This is a genomic window from Microbacterium sp. A93 (assembly GCF_051842835.1).
The window spans coordinates 20001-38530 of record NZ_JBPXMT010000019.1; the positions used below are offsets into that span (position 1 = coordinate 20001).

The window sequence follows — 18530 nt, forward strand, 5'->3', positions numbered from 1 at the left end:
GAGGTTGTCCGCAGGTCAGGAGATTTAGCACGAAACGTCCTGATCTCGGGCGGTCGTCCTGTTCTCAGGTGGGGATGCTGGCGCCCGGTAGACTATTGCCCCGTGGCTCTAACTATCGGAATCGTGGGCTTGCCCAACGTCGGCAAGTCGACTCTTTTCAACGCACTCACCAAGAATGACGTGCTCGCGGCGAACTATCCGTTCGCGACGATCGAGCCGAATATTGGTGTGGTCAACCTGCCAGATTCGCGGCTTGCGAAGCTTGCCGAGATCTTCGGTAGCGAGCGGCTTCTTCCTGCTGCGGTGTCGTTCGTCGATATCGCCGGGATCGTGCGCGGCGCGAGCGAAGGGGAGGGGCTCGGCAACAAGTTCCTCGCGACCATCCGAGAGGCCGATGCTATTGCTCAGGTCGTGCGTGGCTTCGCCGATAGCGACGTCGTGCACGTTGATGGCGCGATCAACCCCAAGGACGACCTGGAGACGATCAATGCCGAGCTGATGCTCGCTGATCTCCAGACGGTGGAGAAGGCGATCGTCCGCCTCGAGAAAGAGGTGCGCGGCAAGAAAGCTGAGCCCATCGTTCTCGAGACCGCCCTTGAGGTGAAGGATGCCCTCGATCGCGGCATCCTCCTGTCGGTCAGCGGCATCGATCTCGATCCAATCAAGGAACTTGGCCTGATGACGGCCAAGCCCGTCATCTTCGTCTTCAATGTGGACGAGGCAGTGCTGACGGATGCTGCGCGCAAGGAAGAGCTCGCCGCTCTCGTCGCGCCGGCGAAGGCGATCTTCCTCGACGCGAAGATCGAGTCGGAGCTCATCGATCTCGAGCCGGAGGATGCTGCGGAGCTGCTGGCATCGACCGGCCAGGACGAGTCTGGCCTCGACCAGCTCGCCCGTATTGGCTTTGACACGCTGGGGCTGCAGACGTACCTGACCGCAGGCCCGAAGGAAGCTCGCGCATGGACGATCCCCAAGGGAGCTAAGGCCCCGCAGGCTGCCGGCGTGATCCACACTGATTTCGAAAAGGGCTTCATCAAGGCCGAAGTCATTTCCTTCGAGGACCTCGTTGCGACAGGTTCCGTCGCCGAGGCTCGTTCCAAGGGCAAGGCGCGCCTTGAGGGCAAGGAGTACGTCATGCAGGATGGCGACGTGGTGGAGTTCCGCTTTTCGAACTAACCCTTTGGTGTGCGACCAGGTGGATATGGAGCTGGCTGTCAGCAGCGTCTCTCTGGCTCGTGCGCGAGCAACGTAACCAGTCGACCCGCCTAGACTTTGACCTTGCCCTACAGGGCAAGGTCTAGCGTCGACAGCGGAGGGGATGAGATGCGGATCGGTGAGCTCGCGAAGCGCTCGGGCGTGACGGTGAAGGCTGTGCGCTATTACGAGAGCCTCGGGTTGATCCGGCCGGACAGGCTATCCAACGGTTATCGGGATTACCGCGAAGAGGACATGCGCGCGGTGATTGAGATTCGCGAACTGGCCGTCGCGGGGATCACGGCGCGTCAGGCGATTTCATTCCTGAATTGTCTTTCGCTCGGCCATGAGCATGGAGATGACTGCGCATCCTCACTGGTCGCATACCGGGACGCTATCTCTGAGATTGATCGTGCCATCGAATCCCTCCGAGCAAAACGATATGAGCTTGTGCAGCGCCTCGACCAGAGTGCGTCCCGCACGTTCACGAAGGAGTCGACCATGGCCGATTTGAATACACTGCCCGAGGGACTGCCCATTCCGGTTGATGATGGAGCTGCGGATCACCTTCCCGGCGTTTCGATGCCTGCTCTGACGCTTCAGGCCAGCGACGGTGATCGCGTGAACCTGGGCGAGCTCGGTGCGGGGCGCACGGTGATCTATCTGTACCCACTCACCGGGCGGCCGGGTGCCGACCTGCCAGACGGGTGGGAGTCGATTCCCGGCGCTCGGGGATGTACCAGCGAGGCCTGTGACTTTCGTGATCACTTCGACGACCTTCGATCGGCTGGAGTGAGTGCGGTCTACGGATTGTCGAGTCAGAACGTCGGTTATCAGGCCGAGGTCACGGAACGGCTTCGGTTGCCGTTCGCGATGCTCTCTGACGAGCGATTCCAAGTCGCGGATGTCCTGGACCTGCCCACTTTCGACGCCCCTGGCCAAGGTCGGCTTTATTCGCGACTGACGCTGATCGTCAGCGACGGGCAGATTGAGCATGCGTTTTACCCGATCTTTCCGCCAAATGCTCACGCTCAGCAGGTGCTTGCTTGGCTGCATGAACACCCATGAACGTTGAGCTCGCCGCACCTTGCTTCTGCTCGATAGTGGTCAGTCGCCGAGAGGTTGGTACGTGCGGCGACGTGGTGGAGTTCCGCTTTAATAACTGAGAACAGCTGGTCAAACGCAAATTGGCAAGAACGCGGCCTTGGCGGTTCCCGAGCTCTATTATGAGCAGAAGACGATCGTAGAACCGGCGCTTATCACGTGCACCGCGTTATTCGGGTGTGCCTAGCTGACCATTGGACGTACGCGCCTCTCAGAGACGAACTGAACTCCGCCGGGAGCGCAAGCGGGTATTGCCTGGGCGAGTTCAGATATGGCCTTGATGGCGGCACTGGTTATTGTGAAAGCTGACCGAACGTCTCTGGCATAGCCCGCGCCACCTATTCCCAGATTCGTGGCGAGGCCGCAGACCATCCGCCGCCCTCGGCGGTGCCCAGAGGACGGCTCCTTGCGTGTGGAGCAGCTCAGCGCTTGCGATTGTTCCTCCGCGCCTGTTTACTTTGCTTTCGTGCAATCTTCTTCTTTGCTGCTGACTGACGCGGCTTCTGAGCCTCGGTGTGGGGACCGGCCTGTTGCCATTGGAGTTCTCCTAGCGCGCTATCTGATCTGTTGCTGAGCGCGCCAAAGGTGATGACGCGTAGCAGTATGGTACCGATGTTGCGTAGCAGTATTGCACCGATATTGTAGCTGTCCTTGCGAAGCCACTTGCCGAAACGACCGTTAAGATAGGCAGCTTCGCCCTTCCTCAATCGGATTCTCGTCGCCTTCAAGGTCACGAAGAGTCCAGGGACAGTCAGTATTAGCGTGAGGCCAGTGACAGCGGCAGAGAGGTAGCCGAAGGCGTCATCGACAAAGTCAAGGTAGTCCGAGATTAGTGGGCTCGGAAGCAGAACGTGGAGGCTCTTGACGAAGATGCGCTTGGGGTCTTCCCAGAACACGTTGCTGAGGACGAGCCCGACGGTGAGCAGTATGCCGCCAGGCACCCAGGCTTGGAACGCTATGACCACGAAACCCAGAAGAATTAGAACGGCGAAGACCGTCGCGATGTTTCCGATGGTGCTCGTGACGGTCGTCAACCAACTCACGTCGAATAACGCACTCGCAGCTTGACCGAACGTGACTGTAACGACAAACTCAGCCCAGGTGACCAGAAACAGCGGTCCAACGAAGATCGCCAGCGCGAGCGTAAAGCGAACGATGCCCGCTGTCTTGAGCTTGTTCTTCCAATCCTTCGAGCTGTTCTGAAACGCATTCCAGAGTTTCATGGGGGACACCCAAAGTGCCTTGACCTGCTGCACGGTGGACCTCCAGGGCGTGACGACTACAGGATCTCCAATATGCCACCCCGGATCGGTCACCGCTGATTGCGCAACAGATATCTGCTCCCCCTAGTCTGCCGTAGGCCTTAGACGATCTACGGAGAACGCGTGCGGAGTGTGGGCATCGAACTGATGTGCGGGCCGGCTCGCTCATAGGAGCGCTGTCGCGAGCAGGGCATCGCAGTGATTGAGCGCCTCGAGGAGCGTGGCCCGCAGTCGGACTCGATCATTGCGACGTGTCAGCGTCGATGGATGCATCGCAGCATAAAGGAATCGAGTCCCGCTCGATCTATCAAACTGGGCTGTGCGTCCTTGCTTCTACGGCGGACGTCGCAATCGGGTGGCTGCCCTGCCTCTCTATATTCGCAGCGCGACGTCCGGTACGAGCACCTCGCTCGCGCAGCGTCTGAGTCATGTCGTACTATCCCAGCTTCTCTATCCCGAAGCCGGTCCGCGTCCGTTGCCGCCGAGGCGCGGAGTGAGACGGCGCATCTGCTCTATTACAAGCGTGGCTTACAGCACGATGCTTCGCTCCTCGACGTCAAGCGATATCCACGTGAACATCACGCCGACGTGCTGCCGGAAGGACTGTTCTCGGAGGATCGCCCGAAGTAGACCGATGCTCGGTGCCCGTTTGCTTTCCGCGTGCGCTCCTGCACGTGGCGGAGCAACACAACCTCAGGAAGCAAGAAATGAGATCGTGCTCCCACGGGTTATTCCGTACCGTAATGTGGTGGAGTTCAGGTTTAACGTATAGCGTTATTGACGCTTCGCGTTATACACTTGTCGTGTGATCAGATCGTTCGGCAGCAAAGCTACCGAGCGCATCTGGCATGAGCAGTACGTCAAAGGTGTCGACCGGACCGTGCAACGAGCAACCCTGAGGAAGCTCGAGCTAGTTCACGCGGCTAAGGATGTCGAAGATCTTCGGATCCCTCCGGGGAACCGTTTGGAACGATTGGTGGGTGACCGTCGAGGTCAGCACAGCATCCGAGTGAGTGCCCAGTGGCGTATCTGCTTCGTCTGGAGAGAAGGAGGAGCGGAAGATGTCGAACTCGTCGATTATCACTGAGACCGACCTGATCGAGCCGATCCACCCGGGGGAGATCCTCATGGAGGATTTCATCGAGGGGTTCGGGATCACGCAGAACAAGCTCGCCGTGTCGATCGGCGTGCCCCCGCGTCGAATCAACGAGATCGTGCATGGCAAACGCGGCATCACTGCCGACACCGCCATCCGCCTTGCACGGTACTTCGGGACATCAGAAGAGTTCTGGATGAACGTGCAGTCCAACTACGAGTTGCGGATTGAGCGCCGGGTGCTACGGAACAAAGGTGTGGCGATCACACCGTTGAAGGTCGCATGAGTACGACGAACGCAGCGGGGCAGCACCTGCTTACTCTGCAGGGGTGGGACACTGTGGAGCTCAGCGCTTTCTTTGAGCTCGTGGATCGGTACGACGCTGGTACTGGGCCGAGCTTCGACGGCGCAGTTGCCATGTTCTTCCCGCCATCGAGCTTGCGCACTCGTTTTTCGTTCGAGCGGGGTGCGGCCGAGATCGGACTCCAGCCGGTTACTTTGCCACCGGAGACATTAGATAAAGATGAAGATCTGGCTGACGTTGCCGGATATCTTGCTCAGTGGGCCGATCTCATCGTTGTTCGGCACCCGGAAATAGAAGTGTTGGAGCAGTTGGCTGCGCCAGGGTTTTTGCCCGTCATCAACGCAATGACCAGCGTGAATCATCCCTGTGAAGTGCTGTCGGATCTTTATGCACTTTCGCGCGATGTCGATGTTACGCAGCTGCGTTACGTGTTCGTCGGCGCGGACGGAAACATCGCGCGGGCATGGTGGGAAGCAGCTCAGACGTTTGGCTTAGATATTCGCCAGAGCTGTCCGTCTGAGTTGCGTGTCGTTGGAATGCCGTGGGAGGAAGATTTGCGCCACGCAATCGCGACCGCTGACCTTGTGCTCACCGATGCCCCAGGGCCTCATGCCGAACTCCTCGACCCGTATCTAGTGACGAGCGAACTGCTAGATCTTGCACCGCGCGGTGTTCGGTTTGCCCCGTGTCCGCCTTTTGTACGGGGGCGTGAGGTTAGCGCGGATGCGATTGAACATCGCTCCTTTGTTGGATACGAGTTCAAGCGATTGCTGAAGCCCGTGCAACAGGCGGTGATGGCGCGGTCGCTCTTGCCTTGACAGATTGGTATCTGCGGCGACGTGGTGGAGTTCCGGTTTTCGAACTGAACCTCTGGGCGTCGTTGAGGTCGTCAGGCGGCATGTAATCGGGGACCGTGCCGACGTTAGAGTGGCTGGTATGGCGAGCTCTGTGCAGTTGATCCGGTCCGAGAAGCTCTCCGATGTTGCTGAGTACGCGTATGCAGCAACCGCCCCGAAGGGTGCTCGGTTGGTATTCCTGGCAGGGTCGTATCCTTTGGATGAGGCTGGGGGAACCATCGCAGTCGGCGATTACGCGGGCCAGGCGGCTGCTTGTGTGAGAACCATGAAGGACGCATTGGCTGCCGCTGGTGCGACGCTTACCGATGTGATCAGCACTCGCGTGCTCGTGGCATCGTCAGTGCAGGCTGATCTTGTCGCTGCATGGGAGGTAGTGCGCGATGCGTTCGGTGCGCACGACGTTCCGAGCACGCTCATGGGTGTGACGGTCCTTGGGTACGACGACCAACTTGTAGAGATTGAGGCGGTCGCCGCGGTCCTCGACTGACCGCGCTGCAAACGTTGGTATCCGCGGCGACGTGGTTGAATTCCGATTTAACGTCTAGCGTTATTGACGGCCTCCGTTATACACTGGTCTCGTGATCAGATCGTTCGGTAGCAAGGACACCGAGGGCATCTGGCATGAGCAGTACGTCAAGCGCGTTGACCGCACGGTGCAGCGGGCGACCTTGAGGAAGCTCGAACTGGTCCATGCGGCCAAGGACGTCGAAGATCTTCGGATTCCTCCGGGCAATCGCTTGGAGCGGTTGGTTGGAGATCGTCGAGGCCAGCACAGCATCCGAGTGAGTGCCCAATGGCGTATCTGCTTCGTCTGGAGAGAAGGAGGAGCGGAGAATGTTGAACTCATCGACTATCACTGAGACCGACCTGATCGAGCCGATCCATCCGGGGGAGATCCTGATGGAGGACTTCATCGAGGGCTTCGGAATCACGCAGGACAAGCTGGCCGTGTCGATCGGTGTGCCGCCGCGCCGGATCAACGAGATCGTGCACGGCAAGCGGGGGATCACGGCGGACACGGCGATCCGTCTCGCACGATACTTCGGTACGTCCGAAGAGCTCTGGATGAACCTGCAGTCGAACTACGAGCTGCGTCTCGAGCGTCGTGCACTGCGGGACAAGGTCGACGCGATCACGCCGCTGAAGGTCGCATGAGTGACTGGCGCAAGGATCGTGTCGGTGCGGCCCTTGCTGGCACAAACCCGACCGTTCTCGCGGAGCTGAGCGCCTCATTCGCGGTATTCGGCGATGTGCAATGGCTTCCGGGCTACTCGCTGGCGCTCACGAAAATCCCGGGCGTGGACCGTCTCAGCGACCTGCCGAGGCCAGATCGAATCCGATACCTGGCAGACGTCGATCTTCTTGCGACAGCGGTCGAACGCGTGTGCAGCCGTCGGGACGAGGCCTTCCGCCGGGTCAACGTGGAGATTCTTGGGAACACGGACGCATTTCTCCATGCGCATATCTGGCCCCGCTACGACTGGGAGCCGGGCGCGCTTGTCACAAAACCAGTCTGGCTCTATCCGGCGGATCATTGGTCGGATCCAGGTCATGCGATGAACGAATCTCATGATGACTTGCGTGCGCAGCTCGCGGCTGAGGTTGCTCTGTACCGGAACTCGGTCGAGTTCAGGTTCAACGTCTAGTCGAGTTCCGCTTTAACGTCTGCGCGAGCGCCGGATCCCAATGCGGGGTACGGCGCTTGCGTTTTGCATGGGTCACTCGTTGCGCGAGCATTCAGTGTGCTTCGCTCCTCAAGGGCGTGGGGAGCCCGCAATGCTCAGCCTCCGGCAATGCGATTGAGTGTGGTCACCAGCTCACGGAACGTTCCTCTGCCCTCTGGTGTCAATCGGATCAGTGTCGTTCCGTAACGGTTCTTGCGTTCCTTAGAGACTTCCACCAGGCCTCGCTCCTCCAAGTCGCGAAGGATCTTCGATAGATCGGGCTTCGATAGGCCAGTCGTCTCTTGCAGTGCGGAGTAATCCGCTTGCTCTACCTGACTCAGATGCGACAGTGTGACGAATCGCTTGGGCGCGACCAAGTGCGCATCGATCTCTGCATATGACATCTCAGCGGCGGATCAGAAGCACGACATAGAACACCAGCCATGCCGCAGGTGCCAAGCCCGCGAAGATGAACGCTTCAGGGAACGGAATCGTCTCGCCATGCACAAGGCCCCGCCAGGTGGGGATCAGGAGCCAAACGGCAAAAGCTGCGGAGATGATGGTCCCCTTGAGTCGGGGCTCGTTCGGCTGCCTCAGTCGCTTGGAGATCCAGACGTTTGACAGGACGATTGCACCCAAGGTGAGTGGGATGGCCCACCAGGGAAATCCGCTCAGCGCGAGAAGTCCGGACGTGAAAGAGAGCACGATCGTGGCAATCGCGCTCAGATGATCACCGGCAGTAAAGACTCGCTGCGGTCGAGGCGGCATCGAGTCAAGCAGTCGCTGTGCTTCGACTGCGGTGACGTTCTGGCGCTCGCTCGGTTCTGTGTCCTTCATGGTGCCAAGCTAGCAACTAGTTGCAGAAAATGAAAGTAGCGCTCGAGGTGACCCGCACGCCCGTCGTTTCGCGGTCTTGCCAGCGGGCTGGAATGTCGGCTGTAGAGGTTGTTAACCGTGGCGACGTGGTTGAGTTCCGGTTTAACGTCTAGCGATCCCTGAGTCGTTGCTACGCGTGATCTCTTGCGTGCGTGCAGCTTTCGCGAACCACGAGGCAATGCATCTCCGCAATTGCGCTTCTGCGGTCGTGGAGGAGGGGACAGCCGTAGTCTCGTTAGTATGGGTAATCTTCCGCCAGCAACAGGTATGAACGAGCCCGAGCCGCAAATCGATGCGGCGTCGACGAAGGCATTGGCATTTTTCGGAGCGCTCTACTGGCGCAAAAGCTGGTTCGGCCCAGGATGCCCCCCAGCTATCCTCTTCTGCCGCAGCGGCTATCTACGCTTGGAGACTCATTCTGAGGTGCTCTTTGACGTTCCTATCTCTGAAGTGCAGGTCAAACTCACGATCTTCAAGACCCTCAAACTCACTGTGCAGGGTCGCCACTACGCGCTTGTAGGGTCTGCAGGCGTCGCCTCACGTGGTCTCAGCTGCGAACAATTGGCAACGCTCGTCGCTATGTCAGGGACGCCGCAGGCCTGGCCGGTCAACTCGAGCGAGCCAGCACTGTATGCCAAAGTCGACACGAGCGTGGGGCAGAACCGGCTGAACTTTGCGGCGAACGGCTCCACAATTCGCGCGATCGCTAGAGGAGGAGCGGCAAGCTTCACGCTTATGCAGCGATGGTCTTCACTTCTCGTCGCGCAGGGTGCACAGATGGCACCTTAGCGCGGTCCTGCGGGAGTAACGCGATGAAGCACTTGATCAAGCTTGAGAGCGCGTGACGTTCGCGCCCCGGATCTAGATCCATGGTCAGGCGGGACCGTTCAGTGTTGTCTGGCGATGTGGTTCAGCGTGAACAGGGGGTGTTCTTGAAAGTCTCGCGGCTGAGCAGCCGAACTACGTGGTGCGGATCGAGCGCCGGACGCTGCATGACCATTGACTCCGACGCGTGCGGTCTAGGGGTGCGCCGAGATATTCGCGAAGGACCTGTTGTTCAGCGCTTAACGACAGCCACGATCTTGCCGCGCGTATGGCGCTCACGCATTCCGGTAAGCGCTGCATCAATTCCATCGAGCCCGATGACCTGTGCTATTGGCACCACAAGACGACCGTCGGCCACTCGGCCAAGCAGGTCAGTGAGCATGACGCTGAGGTCGCGGCGATGGCGGTCTTCGCCGTGGCTGTAAGCGGCACCAAGGGCAATTTCGTGAACCGATGGCGAGATGCCGAAGGACGCAATCGCGTGCAAATCCGGCAAACCCGCGATGCAGGCGATGCCGCCTGCATACCTCAGCATGGCGAGGTGGCGCGTAGCGCTCGCTGAGCTGACGGCGTCCACGATTGCGTCGAGACCACGGCCATCATTGGCAGCAAGAACCTGTTCAGTTGCGTCGGCGGCGCGGTAATCGATGACCTCGGAGGCTCCGAGGCGCATGACGTCCTCATGTCCATGCGAGGCAAGTGCAATAACGTGCGCACCGGCCTGGCTGGCAAGCTGCACGGCGAATCCGCCAACTCCACCGGTGGCTCCAGTAATGAGGATGCTCTGCCCCGAACGGACATCGAGCCTGCGATGTACGGCCTGATAGGCAGTCATGCCGGCGCAGGGAGCGGCCGCTGCCTCAATAAAAGAGACGCCGTCCGGGATTCGCGCCAGAACTTCCCCGCCAAAGATGGCGAACTGAGCCGCCGCGCCGGTGGCGCGGAGGTCGCCGTGAGCCGCAACTCGATCACCAGCGCGCCATTCTGTGACGTCATCACCAATCGCGTCGACGACGCCTGCGGCATCCAAGATCGGCACGTGCGGCCAGGACCACTCCGAGTTTCCCGACGCTACAAGGTCTGCATCTACAGGATTCAGGCCGATCGCCTCAACCTTGATCCGCACTTGACCAGGACCCGGTTGGGGGATCGCTAGATCGACCAACGTAAGCGGAGCTCCGGCCCGTTCCTGCGCAAGAGAAAGCATCGTGATCTCATCGTATACAGCCGACATGGCGGTAGCCCGTGTGAGAGAGCGGACTCGTGATATCGTGATTGATATCACACAGGGAGGTGATCGCCCATGGCGTCGATCATCGTCCGCGGACTCGATGAATGGGTCAAGGAGCAGCTCGCCGCGCAGGCGAAACAGCATGGCCGTTCTATGGAGGCCGAAGCTCGTGACATTCTGACCAGCGCCGCACGCAGACCGAACATCGGGATGGCCCTCATGCAGGCCGCACAGCAGGTAGGTGGTGTAGACGAGCTCGTGGTTCCGGAGCGCATCGACATCGCGCGCGTGGTGGAGTTCGAGTGATCATTCTCGATACGAATGTCATCTCGGAGATATTCCGGTCAACCCCGAATCATCGCGTGGTCGCATGGCTTGGAGCCCTCACGGGTGACGTCGCGATCACTGCGGTGACGCTCGCGGAGCTGCTGGCTGGAGTGAGCAGACTTCCGGAAGGCCGGCGTAAGGCCGAGCTGTCCACCCGCATCGAAGTTGCAATCGAGCCTTTTCGTGGTGGCCGCTCGATTCTGGCCTTTGACGCCACAGCAGCAGCCCACTACGCGGATGTCCTTCTTGCGCGGGAGGCAGTAGGGCGTCCGATCAGTACGGCCGACGCCCAAATCGCCGCGATCTGTCTGGCGCACGAAGCGACGTGCGCGACCCGAAATCTGAAGGATTTCGCGCACACCGGGGTCGACCTGCTCGACCCGTGGGGCGACTGAAACTCGGCTCAGGGTGCGCCTTCTTGCGGGATTGAAGGGGTCGTCCACTCCGAGGAGCGGCTACCCGTACGGCCGTCCGTACCGCAAGATGGATGCACACGATCGGAGTCGAATGTGCGGATGCTATTGACGTCGGGAGGCATGACCAACGCGTCCATCCGTGGTGCCTTGGTCTTCACTTCTCGTCGCGCAGGGCGCGTGGAAGGCGCCTTAGTTCGCGGATCGTGCAGTCGTGTTCCAGGTCCACGAGTGAAGAGTGTCTGGCTCACATCGGCCCCGGCATGACACGATTTGTTCGTGGCGTCGATTCAGGCTCTCAGCGATTCAGCCTGTGCGGATACGCCGATTCACGATTCTGAAAACTCAGGATGCTCGGATTTTTGATCACGCCGTTCTGAATCTCGATCGCGCGGGCGAGGGTCACATCCTTCGCCCATGCGGCCGGACCTTCCATGACCGTTCGCAGGAACGGCAGGACCGCCTCGCTGATCTCCCATGTGGATGAGTTCCACAGGTACGACGGGCTGTGGTCGACGGCGTAGTAGTTCACACCTTGACCGACTGTGAACATCGGCTCGTCGAATGTGGTGGGCCGTGCCCATTCGAAGCCCATGCCCAGGTCGCACGAAACATCGATGATCAGGCTTCCGGCCGCGAAATGCTCCAGGTCCACTGTCCTCAGGTAGGTCAACGGCGCAGCGACGTCCTGGAAAGTGCAGTTGACGACGATGTCGTGCGATGCGAGGAAATCCGGGAGCAGGACGTCGCCGTCCTCGGTGAGGACCTCGCTGAGATGGGTGGCGCCCCCGTCGGTGTTGAGCTGGGCGATGTGTGCGTTGTGAATCGGGGAGCCGACCGCGGCGACACCGCGCTGTGTGAGGACCTGGATGTCGTGGATCCCCTGTGCGTTCAGCGCGGTCACGGCACCTCGCGCCGTGGCGCCGAAGCCGATGACAACCGCGCTGAGTCGAGGCCCGTAATCACCAGTCGAGCCGATCAGGCTCAATGCGTGCTGCACGGAGCTGTAGCCGGCCAGCTCATTGTTCTTGTGGAACACGTGCAAACTGAGCTCCCCACCGGGCGTCCAGTGGTTCATTGCCTCGAAGGCGATCAGCGTGAGCCGGCTGTCGATCGCAGCCTGCGCCATCTCAGCATCCTGCACGCAGTGCGGCCAGCCCCACAGAACGCGGCCCTCCGGGATCGCTGCCAGGTCCGCAGCTTGGGGCTTGGGTAAAAGGAGGACGTCAGCGGATTCGAGCACCTCGGATCGTTCCGCGACCCTGCCCACGCGCGCCTCTACGTAACCGGGTTCCAGTTGGAAGTCGGAGCCATAGCCACGCTCGACAATCATCCGCGTGCGCACATCCGGGTCGATCCGGTCCAAGTGGTGGGGATGTATCGGCAGTCGCCGTTCGTTCTCCATCGACGATCCTGCGAGCAATCCGAGGGTGAGCAGGTCGTTGCTCGACGAGGCGGTGGGGGTATTAAGGGAAGGTTGAGTGGCGCCGGACATCCGGACTCCCATCATTGGGGAACCAAAATCAGCTCCTGCTTTGACTGTACGTGGCTCTCCGGCAGTTCACCGCCGGAGCGGCTTCGTGACTGGTGCTGTGCACGCAAAAGAGCGCCGTTCGCAGGCGGACGGCGCTCCTCTCGACCAACCGGTGGTCAACCGACGACCGCACCGCGGGCGAGGGTCATCACATCCTCGGTGGTCAGAGGCTGCCCAGCGATTCCCCAGTCACCGCTGCGCACCTCCTCGATTACGCACGAGGTGACGGAGCGCATGTTCTCGCCCTCGATCTGCACCATGGTGTCGGTGAGGTTCTTGATGATCTCGTGCTTCTGCTCTGACGTGAATACGCCCTCGATGATCTTTACGTTGATGAATGGCATGTCGTCCTCCTAGTGTGTCGATCTGCGGTTTGTGCAACTGATTTCACGCTAGGTCGATGCCTCGGCCCGCGCATCGGTGATACCCGCCACGTTTGTCGCGTATTTTGGGCGCGGATGTCGGGCACCACCCAGCGCAGCCGGGCTACGGCTATTCGCGGCGCGGCCTGACACTAAGAAGACTCACTCGTCCAGCGCGCCGCGTTCCAGTTCGGTCAGTCGTGCCGCCACTGCGGCTCTCGCTGACTTGCCAGTGAGCGAGAGCTTCGCATAGACGTTGGAGAGGTGGCGTTCGACGGTTCGCGTGCTCATCGACAGTTGGTTGCTGCACTCGTCGTTGCTCAATCCCTGGGCAACAAGGCGCACTACCTCGAGTTCACGGCTCGTCAAGCCCGCGCTCGGAGGTTTCGCCGACGCTGCGCCGGCGAAGGCCGTCACCTCGTCGACGAACTCACCCCAGGCTGGCTCATCGGACAGCAGAATGTGGTTCTTTCCCTGCAAGCAGACGAGCCTGGCGCCCGGGATGAGGCCCGCCATCCGCCGTCCTTCCTCGAAGGGGACAACTCGATCCCCGTCGGCGTGCAACACGAGCGTGGGGGCGGTAACGGCGGAGGCGGATGCCGTCACGTCAACATGTGCTCTGGCGATACTGCTGGCCAGGGCAGCCTCCGGTGTCATCGACCGACGTTGAAGGTCGTCGAACCATCGCATCTGCGTCTCGCTCGCGCCGGGAATGAATGAAGAAGTGAAGACGCGGCGATAAATCGGGTCAGCGCGTCCCCAACCCACCTTGATCATCTGCCGCTCGAGTTTCATCTCCTCACGCACCTCCGCGCCGGGGTTTCTCGCCAATATGCCTCGACCGTATGCCCCCAACAGGATGAGATGAGTGACCCGTTCCGGGTGGCGCCGCGCGTACTCCACGGCCACAGCGCCGCCCTGTGACATGCCGAACAGGGAGAAGTTGGCAAGCCGCGCCGCGTCCACGACGGCCTCAAGGTCCGCCAGCATCGCAGCCAGACTGTAATCGACCGGATTGCGGTCGGACAGCCCGTTACCGCGAGCGTCGTAGCGGATGTAGCTGAAGCGCTGGCCAAGAGTCTCCAGCCAGTGACTCCATACCGGGCTGGACCAGTCATATTCGAGGTGCGTGAGCCACGTGCCCGCTCGCACAAGCGGTGGGCCTTCGCCGTGACGGGACCACGCAATTCTCGTGCCGTCTGCGGAGGTTGTGAACGATATCTCGTTCCTCATGACCCGAGTATAGGCCGCGGTATTTTCGGTGTCGCAGCATCCGGCGCGGTAACGTTGTGGCGTTCCCTTTCGCTCATCGAGCGAAAGGGGAACACGTCGACGACACAGGAGGACTGGCGACAGTGACGCAGAAGAGTATCTTCGAATCGGAAGGCCGCGCCGTGCCTTACATCGTCGAGGGCGACGGCCCCGTCTCATTGGTTCTGATTACCGGATCGGGTCGCAACGAGGATGCTCTGGGAGTCGTGTCGCACTACCTCGCAGAAGAGGCGGGCTTCCATGTCATCCAGATTGGATCGCGTGCCGATGTTGCCTCCGACCGCGCGGCGGCCATCCGCGAGCGGGTGGAAGACGTCATCGCTGTCATCGATCACCTCGGGCTCGACGACGCCTGGATTGGCGGACATGAAGTCGGTGGCACCGCGGCGCGAGTGTTCGCCACAGAGCACACTGACCACGTGAACGGACTGCTGCTGCTCGGGGTCGAAGACGAAGAGATTGCGCTCGCCGCAGGGATTCCGGTGCTCATCGTCCAGGCGACGAAGGACGAGATCAACCTGCCCGCCGTCGCGGAGAAGCTGCAGGCGACCGCGCCAGAGCGTGCGAGCATCAAGACGATCAACGGTGCAGATCACCTGTTCCCGGCGACGCACCCTATCGAGACCGCGGTCATCATCGAGGAATACCTCGACTGGGACTGAGCCTCGGCTAGACCGTGTGGGTGAGCCGGCGGAATCTGACGGTGAGCGGCCGTCAACGCGATCACGCACACACGGCACCATCAGCACCGAGAACTATGGTTGAGGTGTGCCCCGAAATTCAGCAGCAGAATCTTCACCCAACTCGGTTCCCGTCGATCTCCCGCCCGAGCGTCGATTGGCGGTGGCTGTCGAGCGGTATGGGGAAGCGGCCGTAGTTTCTCGTTCGCTGTCGCTACTCGCCGGTAACAACGAAGGCGGGGACTTTCTGCTCTTCGTCGGCGGCGAACATGCCCGCGGCATCCTGGACGGCGCGCCAGTTCTCTACTGGCCGGAGCTGTGGGGCCTGCGTGCGTTGCTTTACGTCTGGGATGAGTCGGCGGCCTCCACTGTGATCGGCACCCTGGATAACCCAGCGTGGCGTGTGCGCGAAATGGGGGCGCGGGTCGTTGCAGCGCGCGAGCTCCCCGCAGCATCCGAACTTGCGGAATTGCTCGGTGATGACGTGCCGCGCGTGCGTGTGGCCGCGGCCAGGGCATTGGGAGCGGTGGGGTCCGCGGATGATCTGGACCGCATACGCGTGCTGCTCAAGGACCCGGAGGTCGAGGTTCGCCGAGGAGTCCAGCAGAGCCTCGACGTGCTGCGAGCGCGGTTCCCGAAGAACTGACACCATCTGCGGATGGCAGGATTGAAGCATGACCGCAACACTCGTGGCCCAAGGCCTGGCCGGCGGGTACGGCCACCGCACCCTCTTCGATTCGCTTGACCTGACCGTCGCACCCGGTGACGTCGTCGGAGTCGTCGGCGCGAACGGGGCCGGGAAATCGACGCTGCTCAGACTACTCGCCGGCGTCGACCAGCCGCAGGCCGGCACGATCGCGTTGGCACCGGCCGACGCATTTATCGGCTGGCTGCCGCAGGAACATGAGCGTGTCGCAGGCGAGACCGTCGCCGAATACATCGCTCGCCGCACGGGATGTGCGGATGCGACCGTCGAGATGGATGCCGCGGCCGCTGGCCTCGGGGACCCATCACTCGTCGCCGACGGGGTAGACCCCGCCGACGTCTACTCAGCAGCACTCGATCGCTGGCTGGCGAGTGGCGCCGCGGATCTGGATGAGCGAATCCCCGCCGTGCTCGCAGACCTGGGTTTCGCGCTCGACGAGGGGGCGTCGGAGCAGATTCTGATGACCTCACTGTCCGGTGGACAGGCGGCGCGGGTCGGACTGGCCGCGCTGCTGCTCTCGCGATTCGACATCGTGCTGCTGGACGAACCGACCAACGACCTCGACCTCGACGGACTCGAGCGGCTGGAGACCTTCGTTCGCGGGCTCCGTGGCGGCGTGGTGCTGGTCAGCCACGACCGTGAGTTTCTCGCGCGCTGCGTGACACGAGTGCTGGAACTGGATCTGGCGCAGGGATCGAACCAGGTGTTCGGCGGTGGCTACGACTCCTATTTGGAGGAACGGGCGACGAACCGCCGTCACGCACGAGAGAAGTATGACGAGTTCGCCGGCAAGAAGGCCGACCTCGTCTCGCGCGCCAGAACTCAGCGTGAGTGGTCGAGCCAGGGTGTGCGCAATGCGATGAAGAAGGCGCCGGATAACGACAAGAACCGGCGCAAGGCCGCGACAGAGTCCAGCGAGAAGCAGGCGCAGAAGGTCCGCCAGATGGAGAGTCGAATCGCACGACTCGACGAAGTGGACGAACCTCGCAAGGAATGGCAGCTCGAGTTCACCATTGGCGCGGCACCGCGTTCCAGTTCGGTGGTCTCAACGCTGAGTTCCGCAGTCTTCCGGCAGGGAGACTTCACCCTCGGCCCGGTGTCGCTGCAGGTGAACGCGGGGGAGCGCATCGGAATCACCGGGCCCAACGGCGCCGGAAAATCGACGTTGCTGCGCGCTCTGCTCGGCCGACAGACACCCGATGAAGGAACGGCGAGCCTCGGCGCCAGCGTTCAGGTCGGCGAGATCGATCAGGCCCGCTCTCTGCTCGCCGGATCCAGGCCCCTCGCGGACGCCTTCGAGGAGCTCGTTCCAGACATGGCCTCTGGTGAGGTGCGCACGCTCCTCGCCAAGTTCGCGCTCAAGGCTGACCACGTGAATCGACCCGTCGACGAGCTGTCGCCGGGAGAGCGCACTCGCGCGGGTCTCGCCCTGCTGCAGGCGCGCGGTGTCAACCTTCTGGTGCTCGACGAGCCAACGAACCACCTTGACCTTCCTGCCATCGAACAGCTGGAGGAGGCACTGGAATCATACGAAGGCACACTGCTTCTCGTCACCCATGACCGGCGGATGCTCGCCACAGTCCAGACCGATCGGCACTGGCGAGTCGAGGCGGGGCAGGTCACAGAGCTTTGAGAGAGCAACTTCGCTGATCAGGCGTGCATGCTGAGGAAGTCATCAACCTGATCGCGATGGCGATTCGTCATGGCATCACCGCCTCCGAGCTTCGTGACTCGATCTACACCCATCCGTCGATGACCGAGGTGCTCAATGAGGTGCTTGGCGCTCTGCGGTGAAGCGGGTCAGTGCAGCTGAAGCTCGATGAGCGGGTGATCGGCGAAGACTTCGAGGATGAGTTCGAAATACGTCTTGCCGACGCCGCCCCGCAGGTCATCAAGCTCTGACTTGATGCGGCGATCATCGAAGGTGCCAGGGCGGGCGAGCTTGTCGAGCATCCAGCGTTGTGTCTCATCGAATCCGAGCGTCTCACGGCTATGCGCATGATCATTCCAGACGAATGTGGCCGGATTGCCATCGCGGATGGCGCCGTCGACTCCGTAGAGGACATCGTTGAGTGCATCCAGGCTCTGCCCCATAATCCAGTCTGCATCGGCCATCAGCTCGCGGTTGAACTGCTCGTAGAGGTCGGAGATGCTGTTCACCTCGGCGCCGTCGATGCGATATTTCGTCATGATCATTCCAGACGAGATTCGTCGCTGAGCCGGTGCCAACTGCGGTTGTGATAGACGAGCGCGTTGCCGTGGTCACCGGGTTCGATGTCGCGTTCGATGTGGGCTTGGAGCGCGCGCGCAGCGATGACGATTGATCCGCCTGCCTCCATCCGGCTTACGATCGCGCAACGTACCCATGCGCGAGCGCCGGCGTAGACCGGCTCTCCCGTCGCCAGTCGTGCCCAGGAAGAAGCATCGGCGAAGCGGTCCACGCCGCTTCGTGCACCGAGTTGTGCGATCGCCAGGTCGTCGGCATCGAGCATGTGCACCACGATAGTCGCGACACTGGAGATCACCGGAGTCGCGGATGACTGACCGGATACCGAGAAGATGAGTAGCGCCGGGTCGACGTTGACCGATGAGACAGACGAGGCGGTGAGCGCAACAGGCCCGGATTCGTCGTGGGCGGTGATCACAGCGACACCAGATGGATGACCGCGGAACACGGCCTTGAACGTGTGGGCAGAGACAGATCCGCCTTCCAGTAGATTCGCGGCATTGTCTGCGCGATCGCGAACGGGTGCAACCGTGGAAGGGGAGGCGAAACGCAGCTCAGTCATAACGCGACCATAGACACCGGCGGACATCGTCGTA

Annotated in this window: 24 protein-coding genes and 1 pseudogene; 16 read left to right on the forward strand and 9 right to left on the reverse strand. The window is 61.2% G+C overall.

What is annotated here, in order from left to right:
* Positions 1–102 precede the first annotated feature (102 nt).
* Entirely contained in the window at positions 103–1176 is a 1074-nt protein-coding gene (gene ychF, locus ACSU1G_RS33155) for a redox-regulated ATPase YchF (protein ID WP_439285693.1), read from the forward strand.
* Between the two features lie 147 nt (positions 1177–1323).
* Positions 1324–2262: a MerR family DNA-binding transcriptional regulator gene (locus ACSU1G_RS33160; RefSeq protein WP_439285695.1), complete on the forward strand. Its 939-nt coding sequence runs from the start codon at positions 1324–1326 to the stop codon at positions 2260–2262.
* 458 nt (positions 2263–2720) lie between these two features.
* Here the strand turns inward: ACSU1G_RS33160 and ACSU1G_RS33165 are convergent, their stop codons facing one another.
* Positions 2721–3554, reverse strand: coding sequence for a hypothetical protein (locus ACSU1G_RS33165; RefSeq protein ID WP_439285697.1), 834 nt, complete (start codon positions 3552–3554; stop codon positions 2721–2723).
* An 811-nt stretch (positions 3555–4365) separates the two neighbouring features.
* On the opposite strand from ACSU1G_RS33165, the gene ACSU1G_RS33170 reads away from it, so the two are divergent.
* The 7 genes from ACSU1G_RS33170 (at position 4366) to ACSU1G_RS33200 (ending at position 7463) form a co-directional block, all read left to right on the forward strand.
* Positions 4366–4647, forward strand: a complete 282-nt coding sequence (locus tag ACSU1G_RS33170; RefSeq protein WP_439285699.1) for a type II toxin-antitoxin system RelE/ParE family toxin — start codon at positions 4366–4368, stop codon at positions 4645–4647.
* Positions 4622–4942, forward strand: coding sequence for a HigA family addiction module antitoxin (locus ACSU1G_RS33175; RefSeq protein WP_439285701.1), 321 nt, complete (start codon positions 4622–4624; stop codon positions 4940–4942). The genes ACSU1G_RS33170 and ACSU1G_RS33175 overlap by 26 nt, the downstream gene beginning before the upstream one ends.
* The gene (locus ACSU1G_RS33180; RefSeq protein WP_439285703.1) at positions 4939–5778 is read left to right on the forward strand and encodes an ornithine carbamoyltransferase; all 840 of its coding nucleotides are present in this window, start codon (positions 4939–4941) and stop codon (positions 5776–5778) included. The genes ACSU1G_RS33175 and ACSU1G_RS33180 overlap by 4 nt, the downstream gene beginning before the upstream one ends.
* Positions 5779–5896: 118 nt before the next feature.
* A complete protein-coding gene (locus ACSU1G_RS33185) occupies positions 5897–6304 on the forward strand; it encodes a RidA family protein (RefSeq protein WP_439285705.1) in 408 nt (135 codons plus the stop codon).
* Positions 6305–6395: 91 nt separating this feature from the next.
* Positions 6396–6677: a type II toxin-antitoxin system RelE/ParE family toxin gene (locus ACSU1G_RS33190; RefSeq protein WP_439285707.1), complete on the forward strand. Its 282-nt coding sequence runs from the start codon at positions 6396–6398 to the stop codon at positions 6675–6677.
* A complete protein-coding gene (locus ACSU1G_RS33195; protein WP_439285709.1) occupies positions 6652–6972 on the forward strand; it encodes a HigA family addiction module antitoxin in 321 nt (106 codons plus the stop codon). The genes ACSU1G_RS33190 and ACSU1G_RS33195 overlap by 26 nt, the downstream gene beginning before the upstream one ends.
* The gene (locus ACSU1G_RS33200) at positions 6969–7463 is read left to right on the forward strand and encodes an HIT family protein (protein WP_439285711.1); all 495 of its coding nucleotides are present in this window, start codon (positions 6969–6971) and stop codon (positions 7461–7463) included. Before ACSU1G_RS33195 ends, ACSU1G_RS33200 begins: the two co-directional genes overlap by 4 nt.
* 134 nt (positions 7464–7597) lie before the next feature.
* Here the strand turns inward: ACSU1G_RS33200 and ACSU1G_RS33205 are convergent, their stop codons facing one another.
* Together ACSU1G_RS33205 and ACSU1G_RS33210 are read right to left on the reverse strand one after the other, a co-directional pair.
* A complete protein-coding gene (locus tag ACSU1G_RS33205) occupies positions 7598–7885 on the reverse strand; it encodes a transcriptional regulator (RefSeq protein WP_439285713.1) in 288 nt (95 codons plus the stop codon).
* 1 nt (position 7886) lies between these two features.
* The gene (locus tag ACSU1G_RS33210; RefSeq protein WP_439285714.1) at positions 7887–8318 is read right to left on the reverse strand and encodes a hypothetical protein; all 432 of its coding nucleotides are present in this window, start codon (positions 8316–8318) and stop codon (positions 7887–7889) included.
* A 279-nt stretch (positions 8319–8597) separates the two neighbouring features.
* Between ACSU1G_RS33210 and ACSU1G_RS33215 the strand changes: the two genes are divergently transcribed.
* Positions 8598–9146: a hypothetical protein gene (locus ACSU1G_RS33215; RefSeq protein WP_439285716.1), complete on the forward strand. Its 549-nt coding sequence runs from the start codon at positions 8598–8600 to the stop codon at positions 9144–9146.
* 268 nt (positions 9147–9414) lie between these two features.
* Here ACSU1G_RS33215 and ACSU1G_RS33220 read toward each other — a convergent pair whose 3' ends face one another.
* Positions 9415–10416, reverse strand: coding sequence for a zinc-binding dehydrogenase (locus ACSU1G_RS33220; protein ID WP_439285718.1), 1002 nt, complete (start codon positions 10414–10416; stop codon positions 9415–9417).
* 69 nt (positions 10417–10485) lie between these two features.
* Between ACSU1G_RS33220 and ACSU1G_RS33225 the strand changes: the two genes are divergently transcribed.
* On the forward strand, positions 10486–10719 hold the full coding sequence (locus tag ACSU1G_RS33225) for a FitA-like ribbon-helix-helix domain-containing protein (protein WP_439285720.1): 234 nt from the start codon (positions 10486–10488) through the stop codon (positions 10717–10719).
* Positions 10716–11135 (forward strand): type II toxin-antitoxin system VapC family toxin, encoded by a 420-nt coding sequence (locus ACSU1G_RS33230; RefSeq protein ID WP_439285721.1) that lies wholly within the window; start codon positions 10716–10718, stop codon positions 11133–11135. The genes ACSU1G_RS33225 and ACSU1G_RS33230 overlap by 4 nt, the downstream gene beginning before the upstream one ends.
* 316 nt (positions 11136–11451) lie before the next feature.
* On the opposite strand, the gene ACSU1G_RS33235 is transcribed toward ACSU1G_RS33230, so the two are convergent.
* From ACSU1G_RS33235 to ACSU1G_RS33245, 3 genes are all read right to left on the reverse strand, one after another.
* Positions 11452–12648 (reverse strand): N(5)-(carboxyethyl)ornithine synthase, encoded by a 1197-nt coding sequence (locus tag ACSU1G_RS33235; protein WP_439285723.1) that lies wholly within the window; start codon positions 12646–12648, stop codon positions 11452–11454.
* 155 nt (positions 12649–12803) lie between these two features.
* Positions 12804–13031, reverse strand: a complete 228-nt coding sequence (locus ACSU1G_RS33240; RefSeq protein WP_439285725.1) for a tautomerase family protein — start codon at positions 13029–13031, stop codon at positions 12804–12806.
* Between the two features lie 180 nt (positions 13032–13211).
* Positions 13212–14282, reverse strand: a complete 1071-nt coding sequence (locus tag ACSU1G_RS33245) for an alpha/beta fold hydrolase (RefSeq protein ID WP_439285727.1) — start codon at positions 14280–14282, stop codon at positions 13212–13214.
* 122 nt (positions 14283–14404) lie between these two features.
* On the opposite strand from ACSU1G_RS33245, the gene ACSU1G_RS33250 reads away from it, so the two are divergent.
* From ACSU1G_RS33250 to ACSU1G_RS33265, 4 genes and pseudogenes are all read left to right on the forward strand, one after another.
* Entirely contained in the window at positions 14405–14983 is a 579-nt protein-coding gene (locus ACSU1G_RS33250) for an alpha/beta fold hydrolase (protein ID WP_439285729.1), read from the forward strand.
* 106 nt (positions 14984–15089) lie between these two features.
* Positions 15090–15647, forward strand: coding sequence for a HEAT repeat domain-containing protein (locus ACSU1G_RS33255; protein ID WP_439285731.1), 558 nt, complete (start codon positions 15090–15092; stop codon positions 15645–15647).
* A 28-nt stretch (positions 15648–15675) separates the two neighbouring features.
* Positions 15676–17340, forward strand: a complete 1665-nt coding sequence (locus ACSU1G_RS33260) for an ABC-F family ATP-binding cassette domain-containing protein (RefSeq protein WP_439285733.1) — start codon at positions 15676–15678, stop codon at positions 17338–17340.
* 23 nt (positions 17341–17363) lie between these two features.
* A pseudogene (locus ACSU1G_RS33265) lies at positions 17364–17501 on the forward strand (pyridine nucleotide-disulfide oxidoreductase); the annotation flags it as partial.
* Between the two features lie 6 nt (positions 17502–17507).
* Here the strand turns inward: ACSU1G_RS33265 and ACSU1G_RS33270 are convergent.
* Both ACSU1G_RS33270 and ACSU1G_RS33275 read right to left on the reverse strand, forming a co-directional pair.
* Entirely contained in the window at positions 17508–17897 is a 390-nt protein-coding gene (locus tag ACSU1G_RS33270; RefSeq protein ID WP_439285735.1) for a barstar family protein, read from the reverse strand.
* A gap of 2 nt (positions 17898–17899) precedes the next feature.
* Entirely contained in the window at positions 17900–18496 is a 597-nt protein-coding gene (locus ACSU1G_RS33275) for a flavin reductase family protein (protein ID WP_439285737.1), read from the reverse strand.
* Between the last annotated feature and the right edge of the window lie 34 nt (positions 18497–18530).

Bases quoted from the DNA above. Each gene is read 5' to 3' on its own strand.
- ACSU1G_RS33180 (WP_439285703.1), top strand. From the start codon at position 4,939: ATGAGTACGACGAACGCAGCGGGGCAGCACCTGCTTACTCTGCAGGGG.
- ACSU1G_RS33260 (WP_439285733.1), top strand. From the start codon at position 15,676: ATGACCGCAACACTCGTGGCCCAAGGCCTGGCCGGCGGGTACGGCCAC.
- ACSU1G_RS33220 (WP_439285718.1), bottom strand. From the start codon at position 10,416: ATGTCGGCTGTATACGATGAGATCACGATGCTTTCTCTTGCGCAGGAA.
- ACSU1G_RS33210 (WP_439285714.1), bottom strand. From the start codon at position 8,318: ATGAAGGACACAGAACCGAGCGAGCGCCAGAACGTCACCGCAGTCGAA.
- ACSU1G_RS33195 (WP_439285709.1), top strand. From the start codon at position 6,652: ATGTTGAACTCATCGACTATCACTGAGACCGACCTGATCGAGCCGATC.
- ACSU1G_RS33225 (WP_439285720.1), top strand. From the start codon at position 10,486: ATGGCGTCGATCATCGTCCGCGGACTCGATGAATGGGTCAAGGAGCAG.
- ACSU1G_RS33160 (WP_439285695.1), top strand. From the start codon at position 1,324: ATGCGGATCGGTGAGCTCGCGAAGCGCTCGGGCGTGACGGTGAAGGCT.
- ACSU1G_RS33240 (WP_439285725.1), bottom strand. From the start codon at position 13,031: ATGCCATTCATCAACGTAAAGATCATCGAGGGCGTATTCACGTCAGAG.
- ACSU1G_RS33185 (WP_439285705.1), top strand. From the start codon at position 5,897: ATGGCGAGCTCTGTGCAGTTGATCCGGTCCGAGAAGCTCTCCGATGTT.
- ACSU1G_RS33205 (WP_439285713.1), bottom strand. From the start codon at position 7,885: ATGTCATATGCAGAGATCGATGCGCACTTGGTCGCGCCCAAGCGATTC.
- ACSU1G_RS33270 (WP_439285735.1), bottom strand. From the start codon at position 17,897: ATGACGAAATATCGCATCGACGGCGCCGAGGTGAACAGCATCTCCGAC.
- ACSU1G_RS33200 (WP_439285711.1), top strand. From the start codon at position 6,969: ATGAGTGACTGGCGCAAGGATCGTGTCGGTGCGGCCCTTGCTGGCACA.
- ACSU1G_RS33235 (WP_439285723.1), bottom strand. From the start codon at position 12,648: ATGTCCGGCGCCACTCAACCTTCCCTTAATACCCCCACCGCCTCGTCG.
- ACSU1G_RS33175 (WP_439285701.1), top strand. From the start codon at position 4,622: ATGTCGAACTCGTCGATTATCACTGAGACCGACCTGATCGAGCCGATC.
- ACSU1G_RS33215 (WP_439285716.1), top strand. From the start codon at position 8,598: ATGGGTAATCTTCCGCCAGCAACAGGTATGAACGAGCCCGAGCCGCAA.
- ACSU1G_RS33245 (WP_439285727.1), bottom strand. From the start codon at position 14,282: ATGAGGAACGAGATATCGTTCACAACCTCCGCAGACGGCACGAGAATT.
- ACSU1G_RS33275 (WP_439285737.1), bottom strand. From the start codon at position 18,496: ATGACTGAGCTGCGTTTCGCCTCCCCTTCCACGGTTGCACCCGTTCGC.